The following is a 15,601-nucleotide window of genomic DNA, read 5'->3' on the forward strand; positions in this document are numbered from 1 at the left end:
CAAGAATGTCTTAAGGGTAGGGAAGACAGATTGAGGAACTTCGAGGCGGAATTCATCGAAAGGTATTTTCTGGCTCCGGGCAGCGCGGGGCCGATCGCGAGCGTCTATGTCGCCGACGAGGATCTCCTCGATATCTTCGGCGTTTCCGATCTGGGAATGGCTCGCCAGCAGCTCATCAAGACCCTGCCGCACATCGATATCCTCAAAGCACGCTTTTCCGGAGACATGGCGCCGCGGAAGGGAAACGCGCCGGACTACGTGAGGATCCTCGTATTCCTCTGCTGGATGCAGACGACGAAGACAAGGCAGGACGAGGATCGGGATTTCCGCGACGACCTTCTCGGGAAGCAGCTCAACGAGTACTTCACCGGGTTCCCGATGAACGGCCTCGATCTTATGTGGGAGCACCTGAGGGATTTCCTCCGGCAGGAGCACCAAATTGATCTTGTGCTGCCTGAGAACATTCCGGCCCACATCCGCCGGATCGGCCGCACGCTGCAGATGGCCTTTCCAACCTGGCGGCACAAGGTCGAACTGCGGAAAGTGAGAGATGTAATTCCTGCGGAGCGACTTCTCGACCCGCTTACCGTCGCCAACAAAATACAGACGTCGAGGATGCGCGGCGAGACGATGCAGTCGTTCGTGTACAACTTCGAAAAGTTCGATGACGCGCGGAAACGCGGCGTGCGCGAATACATGGAGACGCCCTTCTGGCAGGCGTGGTATTCGCTGGTGGCGGAACAGGCTGCACTCGAGGAGGTCGAGGTCGCGGAAGGCAATTTCGGCGAGCACGAGCTGTTTCGGGTTTCCCCACTTGGCGACCGGGTGGCGATTGCGACCCCAGAGGAAGCGCTCAAGTTCATTCCCAAGGCTCTGGGAAAGCTAGTTCGTAACGGGATCGTGTTCCTCGAAAGCCGCGGCTGGGGCAAATACCGGGCAGGAACATCGCCATCCAACATCCTCCTGATGACAAGCGCGAAACTCGCTGCATGCGATGCTGACGCAATACGGTCTGTTGCCGGACTGAACGCAAACTGGGTGGTTGCCCACTTCCGAAACCAGGTCGGAGGCGGCGCCCAGACGGCGAGCGCGCCGAGGGAATTCGGATGGCGGGACGGCATCAGGGTTGGCGGCGCCTACCTTGGCCGCACGCCGCTTGCTCCGATGATTGCAGGTCCGATGCCGGCCGCCATCCGCGTGGAGAGGAATGGCAAGCCGATCGACATGGTTCTCGGCGAAGAGGGTCTCTCGTTCCCAAATGGAATCTATTCGGGAGCGTTCGTCGCCCGCAGCAACCGGGAATCCCGCGAGATCCTGCTTGTCCCGCGGGCGAACGAGGTCGGGGAACTTCGCCGGCTTTCCTTCGACTTCTCAAGGGAGGTCTCGGAGGACGAGTTCCACCACGAGACGGCGCCATCACTTGTCACCACAGTCGAAGAATGGGCCGGAGACCGCATGGCTCCCTGCGATGAGCTGGTGACGATCGGTGAGGCGCTCTACGAACGGACGGCGCGGGGGCTGTCGTTCTCCGAGGCCATCGAGATCATCCAGAGAGGCATGCCCGAGGACGACCGCCCATCCGAATGGGATCTGCTTCGATCCTTCTCCGATGCCGGCTGGCTGGAGATGACGTTGCTGCGCCATTTCCCGGTCCGCCGGATACTTCAGAATCCTCTGATGGCCGAGCGCGTCGGCTCCGATCTCGTCAGGATAAGCGGCCCGACGCCGATTGCGGTGCTCGAACGCCTTCATGCCGCGGCGGGAGCGGCCGGAGCCAGGGTCGAGACATGGAACGGCCTGTCGAAGTGGGCGCTGCCCCGCTACGCCGTCAGGTGTCCGGACGAACGAGTGCGCCGCGACTTCATCGAGAGGATTGCCATCGCTGAGAAGCCCGCGTCGAAGCTGGCGAACGCCGATGTCGGCAGCCCCGACGGCGTGCACGGCTACCAGGTGATCGGCAGGCTCGATAAGGAGCGTGGCTTCTTCGCAGTCCGGTACGACGACAAGATCGCCGACGGTCTCTACAGGCTCGAAAGGAAGGAATCGCGCAACCCCTTCCTCTATCGCTCGGTCGTTGAAGGAAAGCCTGTGAAGACCTTCGTCTCTCCGTCCGTGGCGATCCTCTCCCACAATCTGCGCGCTGGCGGCCCGGTTTTCTTCCAGTCAGGCGGCATCCTCAAGCCACGGCGCGCTCGCGTCCTCCTTCCGTCGAGCTGGGCGAGATGGGCATCCGACAGGGTTCTCTGCAATGCCGCTCCTGGCGTTTCGGAAGACGGGTGGCAGTACCAGTACGCCGTCGGCGCTTCCTCTCTCGCTGCCATCTCCGGCCTCGTGTCTGTCACGGACAAGGACGGGGAGGAAGAAACCGAAGGCACGCGGTGGATATACAGGTTTCTCGCATCGGCCTCCAACCGGGGCCGGGCGATCTATGACAGCAGATCACGGACGACGCGGATCGCCCGCGTCATGGCCGAAAAGAGATAGAAGATGTCAGTATCAGGCAAGACGGTTTACCGGGTTAAGCAGGTGCTCGCGCACGATGTCGCGATCATCGTCGAAGTGAAGAACGGCGAAGCCCAAAGTGGCAGGCTGAAAGAAACCCGCGACAGCAGAATGGCGCTGCGCGGCGCAGGTTCCTTCTGGCTGGTCACGGGCGAAAAGGAACAGAAGCTGGTCGTGCAGAAGGACGAGGTCGCCGTTCCGGCCTTCGCAGGCGGCATATCGACCATGGCATCCAGAATCCGGGGTTCCGTCTTCGAGCTTCCAAAGCTCGGCAATGACAATTCAGGCCCAGGGAAGCTCGATGCCGTGGCGTTCGCGACCGCTACAAAGCTCGAAGTCGGCTACAGCCCGCAGAACGGCAACTTTGGGGAACTGGTTTCCGCTCTCTCGGAAGGTTCGCTTCACGTTCCGCTCGACGCGTCCGTTTCCGCGATCGAGGTGCAGTCCGGCCACTGGCTGACATCGGGATTCGAGGCGACCCCCTCGGGTAACTACAAACTGCGGCAGCATTCCTTGCGGTCGGTTTCCACGTCCGCACTCAAGAACAGTCCCGAAACCATGAAGCTTGGGAATGGCCTTGTCGTGTACGTCTCCCCACCCAAATGGTCCGAGCCTAAGGACACGGACCTGCGGTCTGAGGAGGAGATCCACCAGTCGGTAGAGCAGTGGCTATCCAGATCGAAGGAGGTTCTGAGCCTTCCGGGCGGCGCTCACTCCATGAAGCCTGCAGAACTTCTTCGCCTGCTGGACGCGAGGGCGATCAGCGAGGAGGAGAAGGCTGACCTGGCATCCATCGCGGGGCGGCTGTCGAAGCGCAGCGAGCTTGCCGATATCCTGCCGGAGTTGCTGGGGCGCGATCCGGCGTTCAGGAACAAGCTCGCCGCCTTCGAGGAGATGGAAAAGATACGCCTGCGATCCGAACTGGAAGATCGGCTCATCAGGGATACCGAGGTGGAGAGCGCCCGCCTGGCTGCCCTTCGTGCCGAAGTCGCGGACGCGGAAACGAAGCTGGCGACGTTCTCCCACCGGGAGACGCTCCTGAGAAGCGAGACCGAGAAGCACGAGGATACGCTGCGCAGCAGGATCGCGAGCGCTGCGGAAGGGATGAGGAGCGAATCCTCCCGCGAAACCGCCGCCATCCGCGACGAGGTCGCCCGGCTGCGCGATGACGTGGCCCAGATCGCCTCCTCCGCGCCCGCCGCCCCGGCGCCATCCGTGACGGAAAAGCCCAAGGAGCCGATCCCGGCGCCCACGCTGCAGCCGCCGCTCGCTTCTGACGAGCAGAGGAAGGCGACCCTCTACGATCTGGCTGTCGCGACCGGCCTGACGCTCCCTGACGTCGCAGCCGTCGTCGCGACGTTCACAGACATCGTTCCGGTTCTTCTCGGCCCCGATTCCGCGTCGGGAGCGGTCGACATCGCCACGGCCTTTGCCGGGGACGATGCCGCCATCGTCTTCTGCGATCCCACCAAGATCTCCCTGACCGATCTCCTGAACGACGAGCATTCCGGACTGAGGGCAGCCATCGACAAGGCGAGGCAGCGGCCCGACGTGCTTTTTGCCGCCGCGTTGTGCAGCATCACCAGTGGCCCGTGCGAATACTGGCTTCCCCAGATGATCGAGATGAGGAGGGTCGGTCGTCTCCCGCGCAACCTGGCGCTTGTCGCAAGCGCGGGCGCGGACGGGCTGCGGGTTCCGATCCCGGATTCCACGCTGAGACATCTGTTCCCGCTGAAGCCACAGAAGACGCCCCGTCCCGGATCCGCGAAGTTCGAAGGCTTCTGGCCGATGAACAGCCTCGATCCGGAGAGGGTCCGCGAGGCGGTCGGGGTTCTCGTGGACCATGACCTGGAACGCAATGTCATGCAAACGGTGGCAAGGGCGCTCGCGCGGGTTCCATCGTGGATACAGCTTTCCGACGTCGCTCCTGTCTTCCTGGGTCAGGTAAAGTGGCTTGCGGCGGCATCCGCGGGCAATGAACACGAGTACGACGAATACTTCATAAACATAGAGAGCTGAACATGTTTGATCCGATCGGTGGCTTCAACCGGATGATCGACCAATTCCTTGCATACCTGGACACCGCGTACCGGATCGACGATCCGCACGTGTCAGCGATGCGGAGGGATCTGCTGTCCAAGCCGGGGCAGCTCGCGCTTGATCCGATCTTCGAGGCCGTGGCGCGCTACAAGACCATCGACTACGGTCTGGAGGGGTTGATCGATGATCCTGAAGGCCGCCTCCGTGACTTTTCCCGCGCCGAGCGGCAGGCCTTCATCGAACTCGCGCTGTCCGGACTCTTTGACAGGAAGGCGGGCACCGAGTTCAAGGGAGCCTACGCACCCTATCTCCATCAGGTGCAGATGCTGGAAAGAGGCGCAAGGGACGGAACGCCGGGCATCGTCACATCGGGCACGGGTTCCGGGAAGACTGAATCGTTCATGCTGCCGATCCTCGCCCAGCTCGCCAAGGAAGCGACCAAGTGGCCCGCCCCGCTGCAGCCCCTCGACGACACCTGGCTCGACGAAGGCGAGAAGTTCCGGCTGCATCGCCGCAACGAGCATCCGGACAGGCCGAAGGCTGTAAGGGCGCTCATCCTTTATCCCCTAAACGCGCTCGTTGAGGATCAGATGGTCCGCCTCCGCAAGGCGCTCGATTCCAATGACGCGCAGGATGTCATGGCGCGCCATTTCAACGGAAACCGCATCTTCTTCGGACGCTACACGGGCAAGTCTCCCGCCAAGGGCTTCCTCCAGCATCCGCGAAAGAACAAGGATCCGAAGTGGAAGGCGCGAAACAATCGAGAGCGAAAGGAACTGAGGGCCAGCCTCAGGCGCTATCAGTCGATTCAGAGCCGCCTGACCGCCGAGCGCGATCCGGATCTGCGTTACATCTTCCCGACAACCGACGGTGCCGAGCTGATCTCCCGCTGGGACATGCAGGACACCCCGCCGGACATCCTCGTGACCAACCAGTCGATCCTCAATGCAATGCTGGTCCGCGAGTTTGATGATCCCATCCTGAAGGAAACGCGCGCATGGTTGATGGAAAACAATGACGCGCGCTTCTACCTCGTGCTCGATGAGCTGCACCTCATCCGCGGCTCCGCCGGCGCTGAAATGGCCGGGCTTCTCAAGATCCTCCTCGAAAGGCTCGGCCTGACGGATCCAGCCCATGCTCACAAGCTTCGCGTCCTCGCTTCGTCAGCGTCGCTGCCGATGGACAAGAAGAACGCTGCGGCGAGCATCGCCTATCTCAAGAACATGTTCGGCGACGCTGGGACTGCGGGTTCGGCAGATCTCGACGCTGCATGGGAAAAAAGCATCGTCACGGGCGATCCGATCGAGGTCAAGCGTCCGGAAAACATGCCTGCCCGCGAAAGCCTCTCCGCTCTCGCCCGTGCTCTGGACGGTGTCGACTACCGCCGCAATCCCAGCGATCTCATCGATCAATTCCTCGCCGCTGCCGCAAGCATTCCAGGATCGGCCGGAAAGACCCCAGCGGCAATGCTGGAAGCGGCAACAAGGTGCGCGGCGGCGATGCTGGACTATGCCCTTCAGGATCCCGACAAACTCGGCTCCAAGCGTCCGCGCTCCGTCGAAGACATCGGTAACGTTCTCTTTGGGACTGCAGACAGGGAGGCGGTTCGCGGGCTGCTCGCGCTCAGGGCGATCCCGGACCTCCCCGGTCCCGACCATGCAACTCCCGTCCTGCCAGCCGAGCTTGTGCCGAACCCTGCGGCCGTCGCGTCGCTGCCGGGCTTCAGGATGCACTGCTTCGTCCGCAACATCGAAGGGCTGTTTGCCTCAATCCATCGGGAAGATGACGGCGCCGTCGTTTGGGGAACCCCGAGCATCGAACGCGGTCAGACCTACGACGGCGACAGCGACCAGGAGGGGCGCAAGCGCCTCTTCGAGCTGCTCTACTGCGAAGCATGCGGCGACCTCTATCTCGGCGGGAAGCGCGGGCAGATCACGGCTGGCTCTTCACGCTGGGTCTCCTTGCTCCCAGCCCCGCAGGAACTTGAGAAGCTGCCTGAGAGCGCTTCATCCATCCGCTTCGAGGACGCAAGTTTCCGAGAATTCGCCCTCTTCTGGCCGAACCTGGGCCAGCCCGAGACGGAAATCCGCACGGGGAAAACGCCCTACGGATGGGCGAAGGGCTACATCAACCCCTATACAGGAGTTGTGAGCGACGCAGAGGAACCCGGCGGCGTGCCCGGATATCTGATGCAGTGGTCAGGCACCGACGGCTTCCATCAGCGCACCATGGAGGACGATGGCACAGCCGTCCCGTTCTGCTGCGCCAAGTGCGGCACGGACTATTCGGGCCGATACCGGCAGGCGAACTCCAAGAAGCGCGAAGGCCGCCTGTCGCCGATCCGAAGCTTCAGGACAGGTTTCGGGAAGACCTCACAGCTCCTTGCCACCGAACTCGTCGCTTCCCTGAAGGCTCAGGGCGGCGACGGCAAGCTGGTCGCCTTCTCGGACAGCCGCGAAGATGCGGCGAACCTCGCGCTCGAGGTCGAAGTCCAGCATCAGCGCGATCTGCGGCGCGAGATCCTCATCGCCGCCGCAACGCGCATCGCCGCCGACCATGCCTTCACTCCAGATGACGAAGCCGAGTACAAGCGGCTCAAGCAGGAAATCATCGAGCTGACGATGGCCGACAAGGAGACCGAGCACCTCCAGCAGCGGTACAAGGCTCTCCAGAAAAGGCAGGCCTCGGCCGGACAGCCGCCAAGCGTCCCGCTGACGGAACTCTTCGAGTTCGAGCGCTCCAAGTCCGGGAACCTCACGCGACCGATCCTGACGGAGCTCATGAAGCTCGGATCCACCCCCGTCGAGGGAGCGGACACGAAGCTCTCGCGCATCAACAAGCGCCACGCGTGGTACGAGTTCTTCGAAAGGGATGGGAGCGATCAGATATCGTGGAAGCACGATGTCCCGGAAGAACAGCTCAAGGTCATCCGCAAGGCGCGCGACAAGGTTCAGGACGAGCAGCCGCCGGACGCCACCGACCTGCTCTTCAGCAAGACATACTTCGCCCTCGAGGAGACGGGACTCGGGTGGCCGAGCTTCTACGGCCCAGAGGAATACACGCCTGAGAAGTCGCGCGACGACGCGATGCTCCGCATCTTCGCCGACGCCTACCGGATCACGCCGAACAGGTTTCAGGAGGATCCGCGCAATGCGTGGAGGAACGCCTTCGACATGCTCGGCCGCGGAGACAACAAACTCCGACGGCTGATGTCCAAACTCCTGCAGCATCCTGAAAAGGAATGCGACGACTTCCTCGAGAAGCTCAGGACGACCTTGCGCCAGCCCCGCGGCGATGGCTCGATCGACATCAGCATGCTCCATTTCCGCGCCGCAGATCCTTCCGCCGCGGCGTGGCGGTGTGTCCTCTGCGGGCGCGTCCATCTTCATGCAGGGTTCGGCCGCTGCACGCGGTGCGGAACCATTCTGACCCGGCCAGAAGATCTGACCGCAGGCAAGATCGCCGGGGAGAACTTCCTCGGCCGCCGGGTACAGCGTGCGATCACCAACGGCGAGCCTCACTTCAGGCTCAAGTGCGAGGAGCTTACAGGCCAGACAAGCGATCCCGCCGAGCGGCTGCAGCAGTTCAAGGGCGTGTTCGTCAAGGAGGACGACGAGAGCGACGAGGACTTCCGCTGGCGCAAGCTGTTCGACACGTCAGACCTGCTTTCCGTCACGACAACCATGGAAGTGGGCGTGGACATCGGCTCCCTGCAGGCGGTCTATCAGGGCAACATGCCGCCGCAGCGCTTCAACTACCAGCAGCGCGTGGGCCGTGCCGGCCGGCGCGGGCAGGCGTTCTCGACCGTCCTGACCGTCTGCCGCAGCAAGAGCCACGACATCCACTACTTTCACAATCCGATCGAGATCACCGGATCGGCTCCGCCGCCGCCATTCATCACGACGGAGCTGAAGGACATTCCGTCGCGGCTTCTCCGCAAGTTCTGGCTTGTCGAGGCCTTCCGCTTGCTCTGCAAGGAGGCTGGCAACACATGGGCTGGCGACGACATGGTCCCCGGCGACATCCACGGCGAGTTCCTCTATTGCCGCGAATATTTCCGCGACGACATGGACTGGCGTGACCGGTTGGCTGACGCGCTCGGGCGCACCGAGGACCGGCGAAACCGCCTGGCGGAGATCCTTGCGAAGGTCTCCAACTGCGACATGGAGGAGATTAGGGAGGTGGTGTCCGTGGACACCGTCCTCGAGGACATCGAGGGACTCAGGGAGGAATACGGCCTGCAGGCGGTGGGCATCGCGGCGGCGCTCGCCGAGCGCGGGCTGGTTCCGCTCTACGGCATGCCGACGCGGTCGCGAAATCTCTATGTGGAGCTGAAAAAGGCAGGGAAGGGGAACTACGAGGCCGAGTGGGACACCATCGACCGCGACCAGGACATGGCGATCTTCGACTTCGCCCCGGGAAGCGTTCGTACTCGAGAGAAGCTGCGCCACCGCTGTATCGGGTTCACCGGGGTGCTGCTTCCGCCAGACCAGTTCGCCACGGATCTCGCAGGCCCGATAAGGCCGCTCTCCCCCTGGCGGAAGGACGACTTCCACCTCAGGTTCTGCGGCAAATGCGGAGCGTGGAGCAGGGGAACAGAACAAACCGCCGCGTGCCCGGCCTGCGACGAGCCTCTGGCCGACACAGGCATCCATTGCGTCACGCCAGCGGCGTATCGGACAACGCTCGAACCCTCGGCCGACAGTCTGATGTCCAAGGTTGGCCAGCGCATCACTCTCGCCAGCCTGGGCAAGCCCGACACGCAGAAGACCGATGCGAACCTCAGTGTCAACTTCGCGGAACAGTCGGAGATCTTCCTCGTGAACCCCGGCTTCCGGGACGATGCGGATTTCACCGGGTTCGAAGTCCAGGAAGCGATCGACAACGACGCGCAGCGCATATGGTGGTGGAAGGACAAGCCGCTTCTGAAGCTGTCGGGACAGGCTATCGCCACGGATGCCCTGGTAGACGACCAGAACGGCCGCTACAGGACAGTTGAGGAGCCCGTCAGCGCATGGCTTGCATCGACCAAGGTCACCAACTCGCTCCAGATCGGACCCGTGAAGCTCAACCCGAACCTGCGCCTGCTAGACATGGACATCGGCCTTTCCAGGGGCAACAAGCGGGAACCCAGTCGCACGAGCGTCCGCGCTGCGGCGATCTCCGCCACCGAGATCCTCGTCCAGCGGGCTGCTCTCGACCTCGACATCGCTCCGGAGGAGTTCGACGCGCTCGCCCCAAACATCATGGTCTCGCCGAGCGGGGAACGGCTGCCATATCTCCAGATATCGGATGCACTGCCGAACGGCTCCGGCTTCTGCCGACATCTGCTGGGTGGCAGCACAATTCCCGTCTCCGACCTGATCCACAGCATCCTCGATGAGGATGGAGCGTGGCCGAGGACCGACGTCGCCGACGCCGATCACATGAAGCGGTGTGGATCTTCCTGCTACAGGTGCCTGCAGAGGTACAACAACAGGAACCTGCACGGTCTCCTCGACTGGCGGCTGGGGCTTTCCTATCTGCGTGCGATGGTCGATCCCTGCTACGAGTGCGGCATGGACGGCGACTACGACCACTTCGAACTCAGCGACTGGTCGAAGGCAGCGGGGGAACTCGCAGTCCAGACGAAGACGTTCATTCCCGGCAACACAGTGTCGAGCGTCAAGGGGAGGCCGGACATTCCGGTCTTCTCCCTCGATGACAGCAGCAGCCGCTGGGGCGTTGTCGTCCATCCCCTGTGGAACCGGGAGCGGCTATTCGACACGCTGGGCCTAGACCGGAGTCACGTCGCCGTAGACAGCTTCGAACTGTCGCGGCGGCCGCTGCTCGTCCTAGAGCGCGCTCGCTCCTCGGCGTGGTGACAGTTTCGTTGTTTATACTCTTCGATGGTCGAAACGATCTTCCTCACTATCGCTTCGACCGCCTCATGCTCCCAGAATCGAAGAATTGTCCAGCCGATCTCGGCAAGGTGCTCGCGCACCCGCCTGTCACGCGCGCGGTTGCGTTCGATCTTCTCCATCCAGAAGGCGGTGTTCTTCTTCACCGATGGCGGATGGATATCGCACCCGTGCCAGAAGCAGCCATCGAGAAAGACGGCGATTCTTAGTTTAGGCAGGGCGATATCGCATGTGATGCGCTTCATTCCGGGAACGGGATAATGAGCCCGGTAACGAAACCCTTTCGCGTAAAGCTGCGATCTGATCGAAATCTCGAATAGATTGTCGCGCCCTCGCGTGCGCTGCATGCGTCGACGGACAGATGGCGTTGCTTCGAGATCCATGCGTTATCCATAGCCAATCTCGGTGGCGGGATGATGGCGAGGCGCGTTTGTGGAACGCCGGCCACGTTGGACGCCGTCGTATGTCCGTGGTGCATTGCGGGCGCCTTCGGCAAGCGGACGAGAGCGGCGATTTGGGTGCCAACGCTGGCGTACGCGAATAGAATTCCCGAAATCGCGCGAGTGATCGCGCGTGGAGTCCATTGTGGTGGTTGCGCCACCCGAATCTTCGGACATGCTCCCCTAGAGTGCAGTGTGCGCCAGTCCCATCGGAGCAAGTATCCTGCTCCTCCCCGCTCGGCTGAGGACACTTACCTTTGCACGCATTGTCGCGCGCACAGGGATAGCGACACTACTCTCGGAAACACCCTCCGAAGCGCTACTTGTCCTCGTTGTCCAAAACCCGCTTTTTCAGCGTCTCCCTGCGTTTTCCCTGGGACACGACCTTGCGCCCGACCTGAGCCGGCTCGAAGCCAGCCCGTGAGAGCGCCTCGCCAAACGTTTCGTTGTCGTCGACCGTATCTCTCAACCTCCCAAGGTCGCGGGGTTTGGCCGTCTCGTCCTTACCACCGCGTGGCATGTCCGCCCCCTCTCAAACAGTAGCTAACGAGTGAACGATCTTTCGCCTAGAGCTGGCGGTGCGGCGGGCGAGCGGCTGGGGGCGCGTAGCCCGGGATGAGCAGGCGGTCGCCTCCAGCAAGAGATGCGTGTAACCTCACACGGCGTTCGGGAAGTTCATTGTCGCCGCCTCGTACGTTCGCGCGCCTCCCGCAATCCTTCAACGAGACGTTCCAGCCTCCGGATCGAACCACCCGTCCAAAAGCTCGCCAAGGCGTCCAACTCGAATCCTTCAAGGGGAGTCGCCCAGCGCGGATCGTGACCCGTCTCGATGTACAGCCGCTGCAGGATTCGCGGAGCGATCAGTGGTAAATGATCGGTTCCTGGAATGGGAAAACTAAGGATTCGGCACCTGTCCCGCAAAGCCGCCGGAATCGGCTCCAGCGAGTTCGCCGTCATCAGCCAAGACACGTGCGACAGATCGCAGTGGGCCTGAAGGTAGGGATCATGCCAGCGGCGCGATGTCTCAGGTTCGAACAGTCCGATCAGCACGTCGTGCACGTTCCCATTGCGCCGGCCTGTACCGATCTTCTCAATCTCATCGAGAATGACGACTGTTCCGGCGCATTCGTGTCGACACACGGCCATGACCGCAAGGCTAGGTTCGCCCGACGACCATCTCCGGGCCGTTCCGCCGATGGCGCTATCGCTCAAGCCTCCACAAGAAATAAGTTCATAGGGCGCGCCGAGTTCCTCCGTCAATCTCCTTGCGAAACGTGTCTTGCCACTTCCGGGTGCTCCGAGCAGGATGATCGGCCTCAGGTGCACATTTGGCCGACCACTGAGGCCCTCAAGCACAGCGTCAACAACCGTCACCGCATAGGGGAATTCTGCGATCAGTCGCCCACGAACAAGGGGGAGCTCGGGCATACGGCGCAGTGGCAACGGGCGTTGTTTGAACTTCGCAAATTCCTTCGCCACTCTCTTTCCATCGACCGTCGTGTCATTACCGATGCCGCGGATAATGACCACCCCATCAGTCGCTCGCGTTTCGTGCCCTGGTGGCTCTTCCTCCCACGTTTCTACCGCAAGGCCTATCGGTGACGAATCCTTAACTTCCGCTTCATCGACCATTGATGACGTGATCAAATTTTTAAAGTGCAGTTCGTAGGCCTGAACTTCCGGCTCGAACCACTTCGCTGACCTCTGAACAGAGAGGCCTGCTCGTCGGCGCCAGTCGAGTACATGGGATTGTGCCGCCCAACCAAGCGAACGCCAAAGCAGGTCTCGGCTCTCCGCAAGAGATCGATCCCCAGAAGCGAGATGCGCGATCTCACCGGAAATTAGAGCTGTTGCTTGGCCGTCCCCAAAGAAGGCCCTATAGAACCGGCATCGCAGGCGGCACTCTTCGACGGGTAAACCTTGGGTATCTTCGATGAGATCGAGAGCAGCCTCCACGGCAAGCACGCTGTCCTCGCTCGGCTCTACGGCTAACTCATCCAGGCTGGTGGCGAGCAGTGCAAGCCCAGTCCGCTTGCGCTTTTTAACTCGACCTGCCAGTCGGCCGGAATATTCGCGGATGTCTTCAGCCAAGTCCTCGCGGAAGAACGCCATCCCTCGGAGCAGTTCCTCGGCGGTCGGCAAATGCAACCCGGCAATTGCCGCCTTTTGCCGGCGTTGAAAATGGCGGTCTAGTGATGGCGGTTTATCTGTCACGGGACACCCTCTCGAACCCGGTCGAGCACTGCGAAGCAGTTGCTGTTCTGCATGGAAGTGTCGTGCGGTGTAACGTCCGATCGCGAGAAGGTTCCTTGCGGGTAATCTCTCCCGGATCGACGTCGCCGGTGTTGGAAATGATCGAAAACTGAGGGCTGTCGGTTGTCCCGTTCATACTCGTCCAGTTCCGGCCGGATGCCCAAGGCGATACCAACGGTTGACCGTACGCGCGATGCCGGCCTCTGTGTCCATATACATAAGCTGACTCGTCATGATTTCACGACCGTCGCCCAGAGAAGGATGGCCGAAGACGTACCCGGAGAGGCAGGCGGTCCTGCGCGAATACATTTGGTGAGCTTCGAGGATGGGAGCGATGTGAAGGGCGAGTGTCCCGACCGATCCAGCTTCAACCGCACGTAGATCAGCGGAAAGCCTCTGCGCATCTTCCGCGCTTAAGTACGTGAACTTCATCGGAACCACCTCTTCCTGCGATTCGTGGCCTTAACAGGCCGTGAGTGACTATCGATTCCATCGCTATTATTAGCGATATAATCGCGTTTTTTTGCGATTCGCTCGCTATTGTCAACATTTATTTGCGAAGCGAAGCTTTTGGTGACACCAAGGCGGTATGAGGCCGCCGTCACGAATCCTTGCTGTCGCACGACTTATGCTTGGGCAAACCCAGTCCGAGGTGGCGGAGCATTCCGGTATAAGTCCTCGCACGATCTATATGATCGAAAAGGGTTCCGCCGGCATCGCGAGCGTCGAAAAGCTAGTTCGCCACTACGGGAAATGCGGCGTCGCGTTTCTTCAGCCGACTGGGGCAGAAGGATGGGGTATCCGAGCAAGCTTTGTGGTCGGATCTTATGATGATGAGCGGCCTGAGTAACTGACACTGCTGAGACCTCGAGTCTCAAAGCCCCTTCCTCCGGTCGGGGTCCAGAGCGGCTTCGCCGGAAATGACGGCCTGTCGGCCGACTTCTTTAGTCAATTTGACGACAAGACCTCGTCCGCTGCGAAGTAGGCTCCGCTCCTCGGCCTTGTCTTCTAAGCGGAATGCGTGCTGTTCGATCGCCTATGGGCGATCGGCACGCATACTTCATTTAAATGGGGAGTTGACCGTCGGCCTCTTCCTATCCTTTGACCGAATTCGCCCGCACTCCTGCATACAAAATCACAAACGTGGCATTTGCTCGCATTTCGATCTGCCCATCGCGTTGGGGCTGATGGCGGCCCTCGGGGCAATTCCGGCGGAGGCGCTGAATGCCTATGTGGTGCTGGGCGAACTCAACCTCGATGGTACCATTGGTGCGGTGGCTGGTGCCTTGCCTGCGGCAATCGCTGCAAATGCTTTAGGCAAGGGGCTGATATGCCCGGCGGAAAGCGGCCCCGAAGCCGCGTGGGCCGGTACGGGTATCGACATTCTCGCGCCGCGAAGCCTTATCGCACTCGCCAATCATTTTCGCGGAACGCAGCTCCTTTCAAGGCCGCACCCCGCCATTCGGGCAAATCCCGCCAACCTGCCGGATCTCGCCGATATCAAGGGGCAGGAAAGCGCCAAGCGGGCGCTGGAAGTCGCGGCGGCCGGAGGCCATAATCTTCTGATGGTCGGTCCTCCAGGATCGGGAAAATCCATGTTGGCCGCCCGGCTTCCGTCCATTTTGCCACCGCTTGAGGCTGCCGAACTGCTTGAAGTCTCCATGGTGCATTCCATCGCCGGGCAGCTGTCCGGCGGCAAGCTGTCGGATCGGCGGCCGTTCCGCACACCACATCATTCCGCCACTATGGCCGCTCTCGTTGGGGGGGGATTGAAGGCGAGGCCGGGGGAAGCGTCGCTTGCCCACCGTGGTGTTTTGTTTCTCGATGAGTTTCCGGAATTTTCCCCTCAGGCGCTGGACGCGTTGCGCCAGCCGCTTGAGACGGGCGAATGCATCATCGCCCGCGCCAATCACCGGGTCAGCTATCCGGCGCAGATACAGCTCGTAGCGGCCATGAACCCCTGCAAATGCGGCATGTCGGGCGAACCGGGTTTCACCTGCGCCAGAGGTCCAAGGTGCGTGAGCGACTATCAGGCTCGGATTTCGGGACCGTTGATGGACCGTATAGATATTCGCATCGACGTACCGGCTGTTTCGGCGGCCGACCTGATACGACCGGCGGCAGCGGAATCGAGCGCTGACGTTGCCGCGCGCGTTGCCCGTGCCCGGATGGCGCAACAGGAGCGTTATGCATCGGCGGGTGCCAGTGAAATCCGCACCAATGCCCGTTGTTCGACGTCGCTCATCGAAAAATTCGCCGAGCCGGATGCCTCCGGCCTGCAATTGTTACGAGATGCAGCGGAGCGGCTGAAATTTTCGGCGCGCGGATATCACCGTATTCTCAAGGTCGCCCGCACGCTCGCCGATCTTGATGGTAAGGAAACCGTTGGTCGCATCCATGTCGCGGAAGCCGTTTCCTATCGCATCGCCGGGGAAAGATTGACCGCTGCCGCATGATACCCGACCG

Annotated in this window: 8 protein-coding genes and 1 pseudogene; 5 read left to right on the forward strand and 4 right to left on the reverse strand. The window is 61.6% G+C overall.

The features are described 5' to 3' along the window. Positions 1-30 precede the first annotated feature (30 nt). The 3 genes from N7578_RS10720 to N7578_RS10730 are packed head-to-tail and all read left to right on the forward strand — an operon-like array spanning position 31 to position 10,406. Positions 31-2,484, forward strand: coding sequence for a hypothetical protein (locus tag N7578_RS10720; RefSeq protein WP_311110328.1), 2,454 nt, complete (start codon positions 31-33; stop codon positions 2,482-2,484). A 3-nt stretch (positions 2,485-2,487) separates the two neighbouring features. Next, complete coding sequence (locus N7578_RS10725) at positions 2,488-4,521, forward strand: hypothetical protein (RefSeq protein WP_311110329.1); 2,034 nt, start codon at positions 2,488-2,490, stop codon at positions 4,519-4,521. 2 nt (positions 4,522-4,523) lie between these two features. Beyond that, the gene (locus N7578_RS10730) at positions 4,524-10,406 is read left to right on the forward strand and encodes a DEAD/DEAH box helicase (RefSeq protein WP_311110330.1); all 5,883 of its coding nucleotides are present in this window, start codon (positions 4,524-4,526) and stop codon (positions 10,404-10,406) included. Here the strand turns inward: N7578_RS10730 and vsr are convergent. The 4 genes from vsr to N7578_RS10750 form a co-directional block, all read right to left on the reverse strand. Beyond that, positions 10,328-10,825, reverse strand: coding sequence for a DNA mismatch endonuclease Vsr (gene vsr / locus N7578_RS10735; protein WP_311110331.1), 498 nt, complete (start codon positions 10,823-10,825; stop codon positions 10,328-10,330). The genes N7578_RS10730 and vsr overlap by 79 nt on opposite strands. A gap of 376 nt (positions 10,826-11,201) precedes the next feature. Continuing rightward, positions 11,202-11,402 (reverse strand): hypothetical protein, encoded by a 201-nt coding sequence (locus N7578_RS10740; protein ID WP_065689214.1) that lies wholly within the window; start codon positions 11,400-11,402, stop codon positions 11,202-11,204. 155 nt (positions 11,403-11,557) lie between these two features. Beyond that, positions 11,558-13,096, reverse strand: coding sequence for an AAA family ATPase (locus N7578_RS10745; protein WP_311110332.1), 1,539 nt, complete (start codon positions 13,094-13,096; stop codon positions 11,558-11,560). Between the two features lie 171 nt (positions 13,097-13,267). Continuing rightward, positions 13,268-13,567, reverse strand: a complete 300-nt coding sequence (locus N7578_RS10750; RefSeq protein ID WP_311110333.1) for a DUF6634 family protein — start codon at positions 13,565-13,567, stop codon at positions 13,268-13,270. A gap of 196 nt (positions 13,568-13,763) precedes the next feature. Here N7578_RS10750 and N7578_RS23770 point away from each other — a divergent pair, with 196 nt between their 5' ends. Together N7578_RS23770 and N7578_RS10755 are read left to right on the forward strand one after the other, a co-directional pair. Continuing rightward, on the forward strand, positions 13,764-13,985 hold the full coding sequence (locus tag N7578_RS23770; protein WP_162750774.1) for a helix-turn-helix domain-containing protein: 222 nt from the start codon (positions 13,764-13,766) through the stop codon (positions 13,983-13,985). Positions 13,986-14,289: 304 nt separating this feature from the next. Further along, positions 14,290-15,591: pseudogene (locus tag N7578_RS10755) on the forward strand (YifB family Mg chelatase-like AAA ATPase); the annotation flags it as partial. Between the last annotated feature and the right edge of the window lie 10 nt (positions 15,592-15,601).

This window comes from Agrobacterium tumefaciens (assembly GCF_031801495.1).
Taxonomy (GTDB): Bacteria; Pseudomonadota; Alphaproteobacteria; order Rhizobiales; family Rhizobiaceae; genus Agrobacterium; species Agrobacterium tumefaciens_K.